Raw genomic sequence first — 17252 nt, forward strand, 5'->3', positions numbered from 1 at the left:
GTCTCAAATGAGCTATCCTCTCTTCGTGGCCACCGATCGCGACTCCGTCCTCCTCGCCGCCGTCGCGCTGCTCTCCCGGCAGCCGAGCGCCGCGATGGACGAGATCGCGCGCGCCGCCGGGATCAGCCGGGCGACGCTGCACCGGCTCTTCCCGGGCCGAGACGCGCTGATCCGCGAGATCGGCGCGTACGCCCTGGTCCGGATGGACGCCGCGCTCGACGAGGCGGCCATCGACGAGGGCGACCCGGTCGAGGCCGTCCGCCGACTCACGACGGCGCTGATCCCGGTCGCCCAGCTCACCGCCTTCCTCTCCGGCGAGAGCCGACTCTTCGACGACACCGAGATCACCGACGCCTGGGACCGGATGGACGCCCGCGTGGCCGCGCTCTTCCTGCGCGGCCAGCAGTCCGGGGCCTTCCGGGTCGAACTCCCCGCCGCCTGGCTCAGCGAGGCGTTCTTCGACCTGCTGGCGGGCATCGGCTGGGCCGTCGAGGACGGCCGCCTGGCCCCCAGGGACAGCGTCCGCGCACTGACCGAGCTCTTCCTCGGCGGCGCGGAGCGACGAGCCTGACCGCTCACCACGACACCCTGCTCCAAGTACCAAGCCCCAACACCAAGCCCCACGCACACCCGAGTTCACCAAGGACACCCAGATGCCCACGGATCTGACCGTTCCGCAGACCACCTCCGCCTACCGATATATGCAGTCCAGCGCCCCGCGTCGGCGCTGGATCGCTCTCGGCGTGCTCGTGCTCGCCGTCCTGCTGGTGGCCGTCGACGCCACCGTGCTGGTGCTGGCCCTGCCCTTCATCAGCGAGAGCCTGAACCCCTCCGCCCCGCAGCTGCTCTGGATCGGCGACAGCTACTCCTTCGTCATCGCCGGACTGCTGGTCAGTATGGGCTCGCTGAGCGACCGCATCGGCCGCAAGCGACTGCTGCTGTACGGCTCCGCCGCCTTCGGCCTGGCCTCGCTGCTCGCCGCCTACGCGCCGAGCCCCGCCTGGCTGATCGCCGCCCGCGCCCTGCTCGGCGTCGCCGGGGCGACCATCATGCCCTCCACGCTCTCGCTGCTCCGCGCCCTCTTCCCGGACGACAAGGAGCGCGCCCGCGCCATCGGCATCTGGGGTGCCGCGGCGACCGCCGGTGCCGCCGCCGGTCCGCTCCTCGGCGGCGTGCTGCTGGAGCACTTCTGGTGGGGCTCGGTCTTCCTGATCAACATTCCGCTGGTGCTGGTGCTGCTCGTGCTCGGCCACAGGCTGCTGCCCGAGTCGCGCGACCCGAAGCCGGGCACCTGGGACATGGCCAGCGTGGTGCTGTCACTGGTCGGCATCATCGGCGCGGTCTACGCGGTCAAGGAGGCCGCGGTCGACGGCGCGTCGGCCGGCCTGGGCCGCTGGGACGTCTGGGTGGCCGCCGTGCTCGGTGTGAGCTGCCTGGTCACCTTCTGGCGTCGTCAGCTCCGACTGCCGGTCCCGCTGCTGGACGTCCGGCTCTTCGCCGAACGCCGGTTCACCGCCGCGGTGCTGGCCGCGTTGATCGCCCTGATCGGGCTGTCCGGCGTGGTGTTCTTCCTCTCGCAGTACTTCCAGCTGGTCCGTGGCTGGTCGCCGCTTCAGGCCGGACTGGCCGACATGCCGGCGTTCGCCGGTTCCACCGTCGGCGCGCTGGTCGCCACCTCGCTGGCCACCCGCCTCGGCTACCGCCGCGCACTGGCGGCGGGCCTGCTGGCGATGGGTCTCGGCCTCGGCGCGCTCGGCCTGCTCGACGCGTCCACCTCGTACCTGCTGATCGGGACCGCGTTCGCGGCCGTCGGCCTGGTCGAGGGCGTCGTCTACGCGCTGTCGACCACGATGGTGCTGGAGTCGTCCCCGGCCGAGAAGGCGGGCGCGGCCAGTGCCGTCTCCGAGACCGCCTACGAGCTGGGCACGGCGCTCGGCATCGCCCTGGTGGGCACGGTGTTGACCGCCGTCTACCGATCCGGCCTGGTCCTGCCCGCCGCGCTCCCGGCCGGCACCGAGGCCGCCGCACGCAACTCGCTGGGCGGAGCCGTCCAGGCCGCCCACCAACTGCCGGGCAGGGCTGGGGACTTGCTCCTCGACACGGCCCGCAACGCCTTCGTCCACGGCATGAGCGTGGCCGCGTTCCTCTCCGGGGGCCTGCTGGTGGCGGCGGCCGTGCTGGTCTGGGCGCTGCTGCGGCCGCGTCGCCACCCCAACCGGACTACCGGAGCGACTCGGGCGCCCAGTCGGTGATCCGCCGCCGCAGCGCGCGGGCGTCCAGACCGTGCGCGGCGATGTGCTCCGCCATGGTCCCGTAGTGCCGCAGTTCCTCGCGGGAGACACCGAGGCCGAGCACCCGGTGCGCCCGGTCGTCGAGCGCCTCGGTGACGAACGGGACCGAGGTCCCGGCGAGGTACGGCTCGACCACCACGACGTCCGCGCTGCCGCGACCGGCCAGCGCCGCGCGCAGCGCGACAGCGTCGAACGGGCGGACGGTGGTGGCGTAGAGGACCGTGACGTCCAGCCCCTCCGTCGCCTCCAGCACGTCGTCCAGGACCGGGCCGACGGCCACCACCACCGGACCGTCCCCGCCCGGCGCCCCCTGACGGACGGTCAGGAACCGTCCCGGGACGACCTGGCGGGCGACGGCGTTGCTCTGCGCGGAGAGCCGCACGTAGACCAGCCCGTCCCCGGCTGCCGCGTCGCGCAGCAGCGCCTCGGCCTCGTCCGGGTGCCCGGGGACGTGAACGGTCCAGCCCGGCAGCGTGTCGAGCAGCGCGACGTCCCCCGGCGACATGTGCGTCCGCCCGCCGGCGGGCCAGTCGTACGAGCCCAGCGCGCTGACCAGGACCGCGCCGACGCCCTGGTGCCCGAGGTCCAACTTGACCTGCTCGAAGGGGCGCTCGACCAGGAAGCTGCCGAAGGTGTGCGCGATCGGCCGCATCCCGGTCAGCGCCAGTCCGCCCGTGACCGAGACCAGGAGCTGCTCCCTGATCCCGACGTTGATCACCCGGTCCGGATGGGCCGCGGCGGCGTCGTCGAAGCTGGCGGCGGAGATGTCCGCGAGGACGACGGCGACCCTCGGGTCCTCGTCGAGCAGGGCACTGGCGGTGGAGATGAAGCGGTCACGCATCATGGCAGGACTCCTTCGAACGCGTACAGATTCGGACGCGTGCAGATTGGACGCGTACAGGTTTGGACGCGTACATGTTGTGGAGGGTCAGTTCTTCGGCTCGACGACCGCGACGACGGCGTGCGGGCGGCCGGGGTGCGGCGCGGTGAACGCCGCGTGGAGCGCGTCGTGGTCACGGCCGTCGACGGTCGCGGTGGACCAACCGGCAGTGGCGAAGTGGGAGGCGATGCCGCCGTACCAGCCGTGCGTGGCGGACTGGTTGTCGATCACCACGGTGTGCAGCCGGTCCAGCCCCGCTGCTCCCGCGTAGGAGATCGCCTCGTGGTTGCTGCCCTCGTCCAGTTCGGCGTCGCCGATCAACACCCAGACCGCCGGGTCCAGCAGTCCCTGCGCCCGCAGTCCGAGCGCGGTCCCCACGCCCAGGGGCAGCCCGTGGCCGAGCGAGCCGCTGCCGATCTCCACGCCGGGGACCAGGGTCCGGTCCGGGTGGTGGCCGAGCGGGGAGTCGTACTGTCCGAAGGTGTCGAGCACCGCCGGGTCGAGGAACCCCTTGGCGGCGAGTACGGCGTAGTAGGCCATCGGGCCATGGCCCTTGGAGAGCAGGAACCGGTCCCGGCCCTGGTCCGTGGCCGTCTCGGGGGCCACCCGCAGCACTCGGTCGTAGAGCACCCAGAGGGCGTCCAGCGTGGAGCTCGCGGCCGGGCCGTGCTTCTCGGCCCCGGTCATCCGGGACATCAGGTGGTGCAGGTCGCGCAGTTCGCGCGGTTCGTTCAGTTCGTTCAGTTCGTTCAGATCGCGAGCGGGATTCTCCGTGGTCAGCGTCATGCGACTAGGCTGCAACTTCAAGTGGACTTGAAGTCAAGCCAGCGGGAGGCGACAGAGTGACCAGCACCGGCGAACGACTGCCCGGCGGCGAGCTGACCATCGGCGAGCTGGCCGCGCGCAGCGGCCTGGCGACCTCGGCGCTGCGCTACTACGAGCAGCTCGAGCTGATCAGCTCCGAGCGCACGGCCGGCGGTCAACGCCGCTACCACCGTGCGATGCTGCGCCGACTCGCCTTCGTCCGGGCGGCGCAGCGGGTCGGCCTGTCGCTGGACGAGGCGCGCGAGGCGCTCGCCCGCCTGCCGGAGAACCACGCGCCCAAGGCCGCCGACTGGGCTCCCGTGGCCCGCACCTGGCAGCGCAGGATTGACGCCCAGATCGCCGAACTGGAGCTGCTGCGGCGCAAGTTGAGCGGCTGCATCGGCTGCGGCTGCCTGTCGCTCAAGAAGTGCGGCCTCTACAACCCCGACGACTCGGCCGCCGACCTGGGCACCGGCGCCCGCTACCTCCTCGGCGACGAGCCCCCGACGAAGGAGGGAGCCTTCCGCCGCCCGTAGGTCACGCCGTCAGCGCGTGCCCTCGATCCGGCGCACGATCTCCTCGCACAACTCGTGCGTGCGCAGCGCGTCGCGCCCGTCGACGACCTTGCCCGAGCGAACGGCGTCGAGGAAGGCGAGGACCGCCTGCTCGATGCCACGCTGCCGGGCGACGGGAACCCAGTCACCGCGACGGATGACGGTCTGGCCGCCACCGTTCCGACCCCCACCATTCCGACCACCGTCGTGGTCGATCACCTCGGCGAGGTTGACGACCGCGCACTTGGCATCGCCTCCGGAGGTCTCCAGCACCTCCTCCGTCGAACCACTGACCCGGTTCATGATCCCCAGCGCGGTGAAACCGTCCCCGCCCAGCGTCAGCACCAGGTGCTCCACCAGTCCGTCCCGACGCCGGGCCCGCACGTCCACGTGCTCGATCTCGCCGGGCACCAGGAACCGCAAGGTGTCGACCACGTGCACGAAATCGTCGAAGACCAGCGTGCGCGCCCCCTCCGCGAGCCCCACCCGGTTCTTCTGCAGCACGATCAGGTCCCGCGGCCCCTCCTTCGCCCGGACATAGCCGGGGGCGTACCGGCGATTGAACCCCACCATCAGTGAGCGTCCCTGACGCTCCGCCAGTTCGACCAGACAGCGGGCGCCTTCCACCGTGTAGTCCAGCGGCTTGTCCACGTACACGTCGATGTCGGCTTCCAACAGCCGCTCCACGATCGGCACATGCTGATCCGTGGACGCGTGCACGAACGCCGCCCTGATGCCGCTGTCGATCAACTCGCCCAGGTCGGTGAACCGGTGCTCGCTCGCGACACGGTGAGCATCCCCCAGCCGCTCCACCTTCGCCCGGTCCCGCGTCATCAGTCGCAGATCCAGCCCCGGCAGCGCACCCAGCACCGGCAGGTATGCCTTCTGCGCGATGTCGCCGAGACCTACCACACCCACCGGGATCAGCTCGTCGAACGCGAAGGAATCAAGCATCAGCACTCCAGGTCTGCCGGCGATCACGAACTGCCCACCCTATGCGCCTGCTTCTGAATACTTACGCCGGATCAAAGATCCAAAACCCGTCGAACCTTCCGACAACAAGGGACGAACGCCGGACGAAAAACCCCGGTTCCCACAAAATTCTACGCGCATCTACTTGCCCGGCGTCCGTTCCGCCATGACCATACGGACGGTGGTCAAGTGGCCATGCACGGTCAACGTGCGGAGGGGTGTATCAATGAAGAAGTGGAAGAAAAGATCGGCGAGTGTGGCCTTAGTCGCCGTAGTCGCACTGGGCGGGGCCTCGCTGGCCACGGCCGCGGGGGCCGGAGGGCGTCCCACGACCGGTGTCGGCTCGTGCACGCTCAGAGGGTTCAACCCGGCGACGACCCCGGCGAACGCCGCGAACCTGCCCATCGGCAAGCGTCCGATGACGTACAAGCCGGACGATGTCGACTGCTCCGGCGCGGTGTTCGCCGCGCCGGGCGTGGAGTTCGCGAAGTTCCCGCAGCCGAAGAACTTCAAGATCACCGACAAGACCGTCGAGCAGAAGGTCGGCACCCAGAAGACGATCGTGGGGAAACCCGCCGCGGCGGTCAACCCGCTGGCGCCGTACTTCCCGCCGTTCCAGCACTTCGTGATCATTTATCGGGAGAACCACACCTTCGACGACTACCTGGGAGACTGCGCGACCACGATCGCCGCCGGCTGCAACGGCCAGGTGGAGAGCACCAACCACATCAGCTCCGTCCCGGACCTGCACGCGCTGGCCAAGAACTACGCGCTGTCCGACTCGTACAGCACCGGCGTCCAGCCGCCGTCCGGCCCCAACCACTGGTTCCTGTTCTCGGGGCAGTCCTCGTCCAGCAACCAGCAGCAGTCGTACCCGTCGACCGGCACGGAGTTCGACCGCTTCCTGCAGAGCGACGCCGGTCCCACCGACGAGGGCACCAACGCCTGTACTCCTCCGTCCGGCACCAGCAGCGGCACCAGCCCGTACACGTTCATCATGAACGGCGACATCTACTGGATGCTCAACAGCGGCAGCGGCTACTGGAAGAACCCGGGCGACGGCAAGGTCGAGGTCCTGCCGCCGAACCGTCCGGGCACCTCCATCCCGGAAGAGCTGCACACCACCGAGTACACCTGCCAGAACCAGAGCATCCCCGACAGCACGGTATCCAGCGACTACCTGAACTTCGTCAACCAGTACGGGATGCCGGCGTACAACTACGTCGAGCTGTTCAACGACCACCCCGGTAGCTACCAGGACATCCCTGGCAACGACACCGCGACGAACAACATCGTCACGTCGATCATGAGCAACCCGACGTACAAGAACAACACCCTGATCGTCGTCACCGAGGACGACACCCAGAACGGCAACAACGGCGCGGACCACGTCAGCAACACCTACCGCGTGCCGCTGCTCGTCATCGGGAACCCGGCGTACGTCAAGCAGCACTACGTCTCGCACGTGGCGTACACCACGGCCAACGTGCTGGCGGCGATGGAACGCACGATGGAGAACGTGCACTCCGGCGTCATCAACCCGAGCGACAGCCTGGGCGCGTCCACCTTCCCGATGACGACCGCGGACCAGGCGGCGCTCGGCGACCCGCTCGAGGACTTCTGGGTCCAGGGCGCGACCCCCCTGTCAGCGAGCGCCACGGGGTCCCCGACCACCGGCAACGCGCCGCTGACGGAGAACTTCACCGGCTCGGCCACCGGCGGCACGGCCCCGTACACGTACAGCTGGAACTTCGGCGACGGGTCCACCAGCACCACGCAGAACCCGAGTCACACCTACAGCGCGGCGGGCACCTACACCGCGACGCTGACCGTCACCGACAGCGCCTCCCCGGCCAACACCGCGACGTCGCAGGTGACGACCACGGTCAACGCCGTCGGCAACCCGCTGGCCGCCACCGCCTCGGCCACCCCGACCTCCGGTCAGGTGCCACTGAACGTCGCCTTCACTGGCACCGGCACCGGCGGCACGCCGGGGTACACCTACAGCTGGAACTTCGGCGACGGCTCAGCCACCAGCACGACCCAGAACCCGAGTCACAGCTACAGCACCGCGGGCACCTACACCGCGACGCTGACCGTCACCGACAGCGCCTCCCCGGCCAACACCGCGTCCTCGACGGTGACCGTCACCGCCGACCCGATCGCGGCAACGGCACCGGGCGCGCCCACCGGTCTGACCGGGACCGCCGGAACCGGGCAGGTCGCGCTGAGCTGGACACCGCCGTCCAACACCGGCGGCGAGAACATCACCTCGTACAAGGTCTACCGCGGCACCTCCAGCGGTACCGAGTCGCTGCTGAGCAGCGGCGGCTGCAGCGGCCTGGGCGCGGTGACCTCGTGCACCGATACCGGACTGACAGCCGGTCAGACCTACTACTACCGGGTCACCGCGGTGAACGGCGTGGGCGAGGGGGCACAGAGCAACGAGGCGTCCGCCACCCCCACCGGGAGCACCGGCTGCAAGGCCGCGCAACTGCTCGGCAACCCCGGCTTCGAGAACGGCAGCTCCAACGCCGCTCCGTGGACGGTGACCTCGACGCACAGCCCCGCCGAGGTGATCAACAACAACAGCATCGAACCGCCGCACAGCGGCACCTACGACGCGTGGCTCGACGGCTGGGGCAAGACCACCACCGACACCGTGGCCCAGACCGTCACCCTGCCCAGCGGCTGCAGCACCTACAACTTCAGCTTCTGGCTGCATACCGACACGGCCGAGACCTCGACGACCACGGCCTACGACACCCTCAAGGTGCAGGTGCTGAACAGCTCCGGCACCGTCCTGGGCACCTTGGCCACCTACTCCAACCTCAGCCACAACACCGGATACGCACAGCACACCTTCAACCTCGGCTCGTACGCCGGCCAGCAGGTGACGCTGAAGTTCACCGGCTCCGAGGACTCCGAGTACCAGACCTCGTTCGTGCTCGACGACACCGCGCTGAACGTCAGCTGAGCTCGACAGGTCGGATCTGACCGCGCAACCCGCCGGGTGGTGCACTGCGGTGCGCCACCCGGCTCTTCGAAATCACCTGGGCTCGGACATCAGCTGGGCTCGGACATCAGCTGGGCTCTGACATCAGCTGCGCGGCGGCTGAGGGATGGATGGACGAATGGATACTCCCGTCGCGGTGAGGGGCCGCGGCATCACCAAGGTCTTCGGTGATGTCGTCGCGCTCGACCATGTCGATGTGAGCATGACGCGGGGTCAGATCCACGGCCTGGTCGGCCCGAACGGTGCCGGCAAGACCACCCTTCTCGGCCTGCTACTGGGCCTCGCCGTCGCCGACGAAGGAACTCTGGAGGTCCTCGGCGCTCCGGTGGGACGCCAACTGGCCGCGCCCGACGGTGTCTCCGGATTCGTCGACGGCCCCGGCCTCTACCCCACTCTCACCGCGCGGCAGAACCTTGCGACGCTCGTCGCACTGCGCCCCGACGACGCGCCTACCGCGGGTGTCGAGGAGTCTCTGGAACAGGTCGGGCTCACCGACGCCGCCGACGAGAAGGTCCGCGGTTTCTCCCTGGGCATGCGCCAACGGCTGGGGCTGGCTGCGGCGCTGCTGACCAAGCCGCGGCTGCTGGTACTCGACGAGCCGTCCAACGGCCTGGACCCGGTCGGCAAGAAGCACGTGCACGCCGTGCTCAGCCGGCTGGCCGCCGAAGGCGTCACGGTCGTCATGTCCAGCCATCGGATGGACGACCTGGAGGCGCTGTGCTCCGAGGTCACCATCCTGGCCACCGGGCGCGTGGTCTTCTCCGGCCCGGTGTCGAAGCTCTCCGACGACAACCGCGAACTCGACTACCGGCTGCGTGCTTCGGATCCGTCCGCCGCTCGCGCGGTCGCGGTCGCAACACCCGGCGTGAGCCTCGTCGAAGGCCACGACGCCCCGGCACGACCGGACACCGACGTGATCGTCGTGCGCGCACGGGTGGCGGCTCTCGACGAACTCGTGGCCCGGATGGTGGGCGAGGACATCGCGCTACGTGAGTTGGCACCCGTCGTCTCGCCGCTGGAAGCGGCCTTTCTTGCCCTGACGGATCAGCTTGCCCTGACGGATCAGCTCGCCCTCAGCGACCAGGAGGCCGACCGATGACCGCGGCCGTCACCCATGCCCCGGCCGAGCAGGCCGGAACCGGGCCTGGCGCCGGGACAGCGGGCACACGCCCGGTACCCGTAACGCGCATCCTCCGCTTCGAGTTGGTCAAACAGTTCTCCACCTGGCGGGTGCGCCTGCTGGTCGGGCTGTGCTGGCTCGGTCCTGGCCTGCTGGACTTCGCGATCGACCAGCAGAGCACGCTGCCGTCGGACACCCTGTTCGGCCGGTGGATGCACGCCACCGGCTGGGCCGGCTCGTTGGTGGTGCTCAGCTTCGCCGGCACGTGGGCGCTGCCGCTGGTCACGTCCATGGTCGCGGGCGACGTGTTCTCCTCCGAGGACCGGCTGGGCACCTGGCGCCATCTGCTCATCGCGGTCCGCTCGTACCGCCGGATCTTCGCGGCCAAGGCGATCGCCAGCGTCACCGTGATCGGGCTGCTCGTGGCGGGCCTGGCCTTCTCCGGCATGTTCGGCGGACTCCTCGCGGAGGGGAGCCAGCCGCTGGTCGGCCTGGACGGCCACCTGCTCAGCGGCGGGGACGCAGCGGTCAGGGTCCTGCTGGCGTGGGTCTGCGCGCTGGCGCCGACGCTCGCCCTCGCCGCCATCGGACTGCTCGGGTCCGTCGCCCTGGGCCGATCCCCGATGGGCCTGCTCCTGCCCATGCTCGCCGCCCTCGGCATGCAGGTGGCCCAGTTGCTGCCGCTGCCGGTCGCGGTGCGCCTGGCGCTGCCCGGTTACGCCTTCATCTCCTGGAACGGCCTTTTCACCGATCCTCAGCAACTCGGGCCGTTGTTCATCGGTATCGGGGTCAGCCTGGTGTGGGCGGTCGTCGCCACGGCGCTGGCCTACCTGCTGTTCCTCCGCCGGGACTTCACCAACCTCAACAACGACGGCGCCGGACGCAGGGGGCTGACCATGGGCGCGCTCCCGCTCGCCGGTCTGCTGGCCGCGACGGTCGGCGTCGTCGCCGTGACGACCGGGGCGGGCGGTTCCGGCATCACCCAGGCCAAGGTGCAGCAGTCGGTGGCCACGGTGTTCTCCCAGCTCTACCCGTACCAGCAGCAGCAGATGCGCCAACCTCCGGTCACCGAGGCGCAATTGCAGACCGTCGCGAGCTGCGACAAGAGCGAGGGACTCGGCGTGCAGGAGGGGCCGGGCAACGACTGGCGCTGCACGGTCTCCTGGAACGTCGGCGGTTCCGGAGTCACCGCCCAGGCGATCTACCAGCTCAACGTCACCGCGAACGGGCGGTACGAGGCCGACGGGGACGGCCCGGTCCAGGTGAACGGCTACTTCCTGATCGTCGCTGACGGAAAGGTGGTACCGAACCCGCTCTGGCAGTTCGACGGCAACGTCGATCTGCTCCACTGATTCAGCGCCGCGCAGGTGGGACGGTCCTGGACGGACCGTCCCACCTCCCGCCCCTCTCAAGCCGCTGAAGCCACTGAAGCCACTGCGCAGCGATCGTCAACTTCCTCTTGACGGTCGACGACCGTCAACTTAGTCTTGACGCATGAGCCCACTCGACATCAGCCTCGCCGACCTGATCGCCCGCCTCGACGAGGAGCTTCCCGCCGCCAACGAACTGACCCGCATCAGCGAGGCACGGCTTCGCGCCCAGACCATGTCCGACCTCGGCGACCAACTCGTCGACCACTACGTCAGCCAGGCCAGGCAGGCCGGCGCGTCCTGGAGCGAGATCGGCGACGCGATCGGCGTCTCCAAGCAGGCCGCCCAGCAGCGCCACACACCCGCCGCGTTCGAGCGGTTCACCAACCTGAACCGGCACAGCATCGTGCTGTCCCAGGAGGCAGCCCGCACCCACCGGCACGACGCCATCGGCACCGAACACCTGCTGCTCGGCCTGCTCGGCGAACCGCGGGGCCTGGCATACGACGTGCTCGTGGCGAAGGTCGGCTCGGAGCAGGGCGTCCGGGACGCGATCGAGGCGGCGATGCCGCCCGCCGGGAAGAAGCCGCCTCGGGGAGGTCACATCCCCTTCAGGCCGGAGGGCAAGGAGGCCATCGACCAGGCACGCCAGGCGTCGGCGGACCTCGGCCACGACTGGGTCGGCACCGAGCACATGCTGCTGGGCCTGATCCGCGCCGAGGAGAGCCCGGCCGCGCGGATCCTGCGCGGCCTCGGCTTCACCTCGGACGGGCTGGAGGAGGCGGTCAGGACCGAGGTCGCCACGCGGCTGGCCGCGCGCGAAAACAAGTAGCCTGAGCCACGTGACCGCACTCGACCCGAGCACCCTGGACGCGCTGACGCGCGCTCGCTACGTCAGCCTCACCACCTACCGCAAGGACGGCACGCCGGTGGCCACCCCGGTGTGGCACGTCATGGACGACGACCTGCTGTACGTGTGGACCGAGGCCGCCTCGTGGAAGGTCAAGCGGCTGCGCCGGGACCCCCGGGTCAAGGTCGTCGTCTGCGACGTGCGCGGCCGGATCGCCCCCGGCGCGGCGGAAGCGGTGGGCACCGGCCGGCTGCTCGACGCCGAGGGCACGGAGAAGGTGCGCCGCCTGCTGGGCCGCAAGTACCTGATGGCCCGTCTGGGCAACGTGTACTCCTCCCTGACCGGCAGGCGGCGCCGCCATCCCATCGTGGCGCTGGAGATTACCTTCTGACGAAGCGTCAGCAGGGCTCGCGTGGCCACGAGTCATCGGTATTTCATCAGGATGCGAACAACCGCGCCTAGCGTCGGTTGCGTTCGTTGCCAGGCACGTCCACGAGGCCATGAGGAGATCCGGCAATGTCGCAAACGAGCAGGACGGTGCGCGTTGTTCGCACCGCGGTGATGACGGCGGCGCTGGCGGTCGGCACCGCCGTCGCGTTCCCCGCGGGTGCGCAGGCGGACAGCGCGGGGCACGTCTACATCGAGGTCGGCGGCACCGGCGCCACCACCGCCACCCCCTCGTGCCCCACCACCACGTCCTCCTACAACAGCGTGAACGGCGCCCTCCCGGCCGGCTCACAGGCGGTCGAGGTGTGCTACCCGGCCACCGCCGGCCCGATCCTCGGCCCGCACGGCCCGCTCGTCTCCCTCAACCCGCTGCAGGTCAACCCCGACGCCCTCACCGCGCCGACCTACGACGCCAGCGAGCAGGCGGGCTACCAGGCGGCGTTGAAGGCGGCGGAGGACGCCCACAACGCCAACCCGGGTGCCCGCATCACGATCACCGGCTACTCCCAGGGTGCCGAGATCGCGGACCAGGTGCTCCAGACGATCGCGAGCGGGAGCACCGGCATCCCCCTCTCGCAGGTCGACGGCATGCTCTACGCCGACCCGATGCAGCCGGGCACCGGCGTCCTGTCCCAGATCCCCAAGGGTCTGGGCATACCCGGGGTGGCCACCTCTGCGGGCGCCGGGCCGGCGGAGTTCAACGGCATCCCGGTCGCCCGGTACTGCATCCACGGCGACTTCATCTGCGACGCCAACCTCCTGAGCGTGCAGGGCTACTTCACCCTGCACCCGCTGTACCCGCAGGCGGGCAACGTCATGGCCCAGACCCTCGCCCAGGACGGCCAGGACGGGGTCTTCTGGCGGAACCCCAACGGAAGCCCCGCGTAAGCCTGCTGACGCTCAGGGCCGGCGTCGGACCTCAGGGCCGGCGTCGGACCTCTCCACCGCCGAGGTCGTCCAGCACGCGGGAGATCCGCGCGCGGTTGGCCTCGGCGGTGGGGAGGCCGGTGGCCCGCTCGAAGAAGTCGCGTGCCCCGGACAGGTCCTCCGCCACGGCGCCCTGCCAGAGCATCCGATGACGGATCGCGATCTCCGACTCCGTGCCGGTCTCCTCCTCCAGCAACGCGCGTGACCGGCGCCGGAGTTCGGCAGCGGCCTGCGGGTTGCCCAGCTTCACCTCGGCCTCGGCCAGCCGTCCGAGGACGGCGGAACACAGGGGGACATCCCCGAGACGCCGGGCCAGGTCCTCGGCTTTCCCGAGGGTGCCCGCCGCCTCGGCCGGCCGGCCGAGGTCGAGTTGAAGACCGCCGAGGCGGAGCAGGGTCTTGCCGAGGAGCCTGGGACTGCCGTTCTTCTCGGCGAGGGCGATGGCTTCCAGATAGCGGGCGTTCGCCTTGTCGTACTCGCCGAGCTGGTGGTGGACGTCTCCGGCGCGGGTCATGATCGACCCCATGAGCCAGTCGTCGTGTGCCAACTCCCCCGCCAGGCTGATGACTTCGGCGAAATGCACCATGGACTCGGATATCTGGCCCGCCAGGTTGGCGAAGGTCCCGAGACCGGCCGAGGCCCTGGCCTGCTCGTGCGGGTCACCGGCCCGGCGACTGAGGTCCAGCGCCTCCGTGAACCAGGTGTGCGCCCGCGCGTAACGGCCCTGCAGCCCGTACATGATGCCGAGTCCGGTACGCAGCGCGGCGGCCGTCCGCCGGTCGCTGGGCGGTCCGGCCTGGTCGACCAGCGGCAGCAGCAGCTCCAGCGCGGTGCGGCACTCGTGGAACCGGCCCTGCCGGGTGAGGTAGTCGACCAGCCCCTCGGCGATCCGGCAGGCATCGTCCAGGTGGCCCGTGGCCGCCGCCTGGCCGATCACGTCGACCAGTTCACCGCCCGCCGCGTCCAGCCAGGTGGTGGCCTCCTCCCAGTCCGCGAACGGCCGAGTACCCTGCGGGCCGGTCCGGAGAGACGGGTTGCCCCAGTCACTGGCGGAGTGCGCGGCCGCCACATAGAGTCGAAACACACCGCACCGGGCGGCCGTGGCGTCGTCGGGCGTGCCTGCGGCAGGCGAGGTCGTGGCAGGCGAGCTCGTCGCGATGCGGCGAGCGTAGACGGCCACCAGGTCGTGCAGCCGGTAGCGCTCGACCGTCACCCGCTGCACCAGGCTCGCGTCGGCCAGGCTCTCCAGGGCGCGTCCGGCGTCGGCGGGCGTCACGCCGAGCAGAGCGGCCAGCGTCAGCCGGTCCAGCCGCACGGTGGGTGACAGGCCCAAGGCACGGAAGGCACGCTGCTCGGCGGCCGGGAGCTGGTCGTAGGAGACCTGGAAGGCGACCTCGACGCTGCGGTCCTCCGCCGCGAGTGCGTCGAGTCGACGCTCGTCGTCGGCCAGTTGCGCCACCAGGGCCTCCACCGCCCACAGCGGACGGTCCTGGATCCGTGCCCCGACGATGCGTAACGCGAGCGGCAGACGATCGCATAACGCGGCCAGTCGGTGTACGGCGGCACGCTCGCGCTCGCGCTGTGAGTCTTCGCGACCGGACGCGCCGACGATGCGGGCGAGCAGTCCGGCCGCCGCGTCGATGTCGAGAGGGGTCAGCGAGAGCCTGCGGTCCGCGTCCAGACCGGTCAGTCGCCGACGGCCGGTCACCATCACCATGCTGCCGGAGCCGGAGGGCAGCAGCGGTCGCACCTGCTCGGCGCGGGAGGCGTCGTCGAGCACCAGGAGCAGCCGTAAGGACGCGGTCGCCGCCCGCCACGAGGCGGCCAACTCGTCCAGGTCCTCGGAGTCCTCGCCCTCACCGGCGCCCACCGCCCGCAGCAGTCGCCGCAGTACGCGGTGCGGGCACGCTGCCTCACGGGTCTCGCGGGTCTCACCGGTCTCGCGGGTCTCACCGGTCTGGCGGTTCCCGTGCAGTTCCACGAAGAGGCAGCCGTCGGGGTACCGGTCCCGCAGCGTGCGCGCCGCGCGCACCACCAGGGCGGTCTTCCCGACCCCGGCCATGCCGTCCACCGCCCGGACGGTCACCGCCTGTGCGTCGGCGGGCGCGACGAGCAGCTCGAGCTCCCGGTCCCGGCCCGTGAAGTTGCCGATCTCGACCGGCAGTTCATGCCGTGCCCGGCGCTTCGGGCGAGCGGGGACTGCTTGTCGGGGGGCGCTGGGATCGCCGCGAAGGACCGCCTCGTGGACACGGCGCAGTTCGGCGCCGGGCTCCACTCCCTGCGCGTCCACCAGTCGGCGGCGCATCGCGGCGTAGACGTCCAGTGCGTCGGCCTGCCGGTTGCCCGCGTGGAGGGCACGCATGAGCAGGGCGGCCAGTGCCTCGTTGTGGGGATGAGTCGCCGTCAGGGAGAACAGGTCCGCCACGACCTCGGCGTGATGCCCCAGCCGGAGCTGACAGTCGGCCTTGTCCTGGACCACCAGCAACCGGTGCTCCGCCAGCCGCAGCCGCTCCCCCTCCGCGAACGGCCCGGGGATTCCGGCCAGCGGCTCGCCGCGGAACAATCCCAGTGCCGTGGACCACGCGTCCACTGCGGCGCCCAGATCTCCGGCCTCCCTCGCCGACCTGCCTTCGGCAGCGCCCGCCTCCCATCGCGCCACGTCCACGCACGCGCTGTTCGGAGCGAAGCGATAGCCGCCCCGAACGCTGTCGATGACGGAATCCACCGAGGCCGGGCTGCGAGCATCGAGGCGTTGACGCAGCCGGTACACGTAGACCGGAACCACCCGGTCGCCCGTTCCGGGGGGTTCCGAACCCCACACATCGTCGAGCAGTTGCCGTCGGCTGACCGTCCGTCCCGGTCTGAGCAGCAGAGCGGCGAGGACGGCTTGTTCACGAACCGGCCCGAGTTCCAGACCCGCCTCGCCACGCCAGGCCTGGAGCGGCCCGAGCAGAGCGAATCGAAGTCGCTGATTGGCGTCCGCGGAGAACTCGCACGTCATCGGCATTCAGTGAGCCTAGTCGGGGCCGTCGGCCACCCTCGGTGACCGTCACAGGACCTACGCGTGTCGCATACCGGGGCACCACACACCGTCCCGGCCCGACCGAAGAACCGGTCAACGAGCTGCAGTCAGCTTGGGCGTCGTCAGCTTGGGGCGGTCCAGCGCCCCGAGCGGCCGGCCAGCGCCACCGCCTCCAGCCGCGAGTGCACACCGAGCTTGTCCAGCACACCCTGCACATGGGTGCGGGCCGTACGAGGCGACATCCGCAGCGCCTCGGCGATCGCGGCAGTGTCCTCGCCCTCGATCAGCAGCCGCAGCACCTCGCGTTCACGGTCCGTCAGCCGACGCAGCGGGTCCTCGCCGACGCCGCCCGAGCCGCTGCCGTCGCCCGAGCGGCTGCCGTCGCCGCGACTACCGCCGACGGCCGGGCGCAGGGTCTGCGGACTCAGGGTCGGTTCGATGAACCCGCCACCCGCCGCCACCGCGCGGAGCGCACGGTCCAGCACGTCGAGCCCGCGGTCCTTGCCGAGATAGCCGACCGCTCCGGCCTCGACAGCAGCCGCCACCGAGTCCGGATCCATCGCGCGCGAGAGCACGATCACCCGGGTTGCCTGCTCCCGGGCATGGATCTCCCTGATCGTGTCCAGCGCCTGCCCGTCCAGCAGCTGCAGGTCCAGGACGCAGGCGTCGGGACGGCAGGTGGTCACCGCGCGCAGCAGCCCGTCACGGGTCGCAGCGGTGGCCAGGACCCGGTATCCACGGCTGGACAACACCAACGCCAAGGCCTCGGCGAGCAGCCGGGAGGCGTCGGCGACAACGAGCGTCCACAGCCCAGGGACGTCGTCCTGGCCGTCCTGGCCGCACTGACCAGCCGGGCCGGACGGGTCAGCCGGGTCAGCCGGGTCAGCCGGGCCGGACGGGTCAGCCGGGCCGGACGGGTCTCCGTGGGTGGCTCCCATGACCCCAGCTAAACACTGTCGGTCCCCCTCAGCCACCGACGTCGGTGGCCGCGTGTCGGCG

14 protein-coding genes are annotated in these 17252 nt (G+C 70.6%); 9 read left to right on the forward strand and 5 right to left on the reverse strand.

Features of this window, described 5'->3' with window-relative positions; translation table 11 throughout:
- Positions 1-25: 25 nt before the first annotated feature.
- Entirely contained in the window at positions 26-571 is a 546-nt protein-coding gene (locus tag ABH928_RS08635) for a TetR/AcrR family transcriptional regulator (RefSeq protein ID WP_370063858.1), read from the forward strand.
- 130 nt (positions 572-701) lie between these two features.
- Positions 702-2252 carry an MFS transporter gene (locus tag ABH928_RS08640; protein WP_370064413.1) on the forward strand — a complete coding sequence of 517 codons (1551 nt, stop codon included), beginning with the start codon at positions 702-704 and terminating at the stop codon, positions 2250-2252.
- On the opposite strand, the gene ABH928_RS08645 is transcribed toward ABH928_RS08640, so the two are convergent.
- Positions 2221-3135: a transketolase family protein gene (locus ABH928_RS08645; protein ID WP_370063860.1), complete on the reverse strand. Its 915-nt coding sequence runs from the start codon at positions 3133-3135 to the stop codon at positions 2221-2223. The two genes, ABH928_RS08640 and ABH928_RS08645, sit on opposite strands and share 32 nt — an antisense overlap.
- A gap of 84 nt (positions 3136-3219) precedes the next feature.
- The gene (locus tag ABH928_RS08650) at positions 3220-3957 is read right to left on the reverse strand and encodes a transketolase (protein ID WP_370063862.1); all 738 of its coding nucleotides are present in this window, start codon (positions 3955-3957) and stop codon (positions 3220-3222) included.
- A 56-nt stretch (positions 3958-4013) separates the two neighbouring features.
- Between ABH928_RS08650 and soxR the strand changes: the two genes are divergently transcribed.
- Complete coding sequence (soxR, locus tag ABH928_RS08655) at positions 4014-4511, forward strand: redox-sensitive transcriptional activator SoxR (protein WP_370063864.1); 498 nt, start codon at positions 4014-4016, stop codon at positions 4509-4511.
- Positions 4512-4520: 9 nt separating this feature from the next.
- On the opposite strand, the gene ABH928_RS08660 is transcribed toward soxR, so the two are convergent.
- A complete protein-coding gene (locus ABH928_RS08660; protein ID WP_370064415.1) occupies positions 4521-5453 on the reverse strand; it encodes a Gfo/Idh/MocA family protein in 933 nt (310 codons plus the stop codon).
- Positions 5454-5727: 274 nt separating this feature from the next.
- Between ABH928_RS08660 and ABH928_RS08665 the strand changes: the two genes are divergently transcribed.
- The 6 genes from ABH928_RS08665 to ABH928_RS08690 all read left to right on the forward strand — a co-directional run bounded on the left by ABH928_RS08665 (position 5728) and on the right by ABH928_RS08690 (position 13192).
- Positions 5728-8478: a PKD domain-containing protein gene (locus tag ABH928_RS08665; protein ID WP_370063867.1), complete on the forward strand. Its 2751-nt coding sequence runs from the start codon at positions 5728-5730 to the stop codon at positions 8476-8478.
- A gap of 157 nt (positions 8479-8635) precedes the next feature.
- Entirely contained in the window at positions 8636-9616 is a 981-nt protein-coding gene (locus tag ABH928_RS08670; protein WP_370063869.1) for an ABC transporter ATP-binding protein, read from the forward strand.
- Positions 9613-10989: an ABC transporter permease gene (locus ABH928_RS08675; protein ID WP_370063871.1), complete on the forward strand. Its 1377-nt coding sequence runs from the start codon at positions 9613-9615 to the stop codon at positions 10987-10989. The genes ABH928_RS08670 and ABH928_RS08675 overlap by 4 nt, the downstream gene beginning before the upstream one ends.
- A gap of 142 nt (positions 10990-11131) precedes the next feature.
- Complete coding sequence (locus ABH928_RS08680) at positions 11132-11839, forward strand: Clp protease N-terminal domain-containing protein (RefSeq protein ID WP_370063873.1); 708 nt, start codon at positions 11132-11134, stop codon at positions 11837-11839.
- A gap of 10 nt (positions 11840-11849) precedes the next feature.
- Complete coding sequence (locus tag ABH928_RS08685) at positions 11850-12248, forward strand: PPOX class F420-dependent oxidoreductase (protein WP_370063875.1); 399 nt, start codon at positions 11850-11852, stop codon at positions 12246-12248.
- Positions 12249-12373: 125 nt separating this feature from the next.
- On the forward strand, positions 12374-13192 hold the full coding sequence (locus tag ABH928_RS08690) for a PE-PPE domain-containing protein (protein ID WP_370063877.1): 819 nt from the start codon (positions 12374-12376) through the stop codon (positions 13190-13192).
- A gap of 31 nt (positions 13193-13223) precedes the next feature.
- On the opposite strand, the gene ABH928_RS08695 is transcribed toward ABH928_RS08690, so the two are convergent.
- Positions 13224-16238, reverse strand: coding sequence for a BTAD domain-containing putative transcriptional regulator (locus tag ABH928_RS08695; protein ID WP_370063879.1), 3015 nt, complete (start codon positions 16236-16238; stop codon positions 13224-13226).
- 137 nt (positions 16239-16375) lie between these two features.
- Positions 16376-17191 carry a DNA-binding response regulator gene (locus tag ABH928_RS08700; protein WP_370063881.1) on the reverse strand — a complete coding sequence of 272 codons (816 nt, stop codon included), beginning with the start codon at positions 17189-17191 and terminating at the stop codon, positions 16376-16378.
- Between the last annotated feature and the right edge of the window lie 61 nt (positions 17192-17252).

The organism is Streptacidiphilus sp. MAP5-3, from assembly GCF_041262505.1.
Classification (GTDB): domain Bacteria; phylum Actinomycetota; class Actinomycetes; order Streptomycetales; family Streptomycetaceae; genus Streptacidiphilus.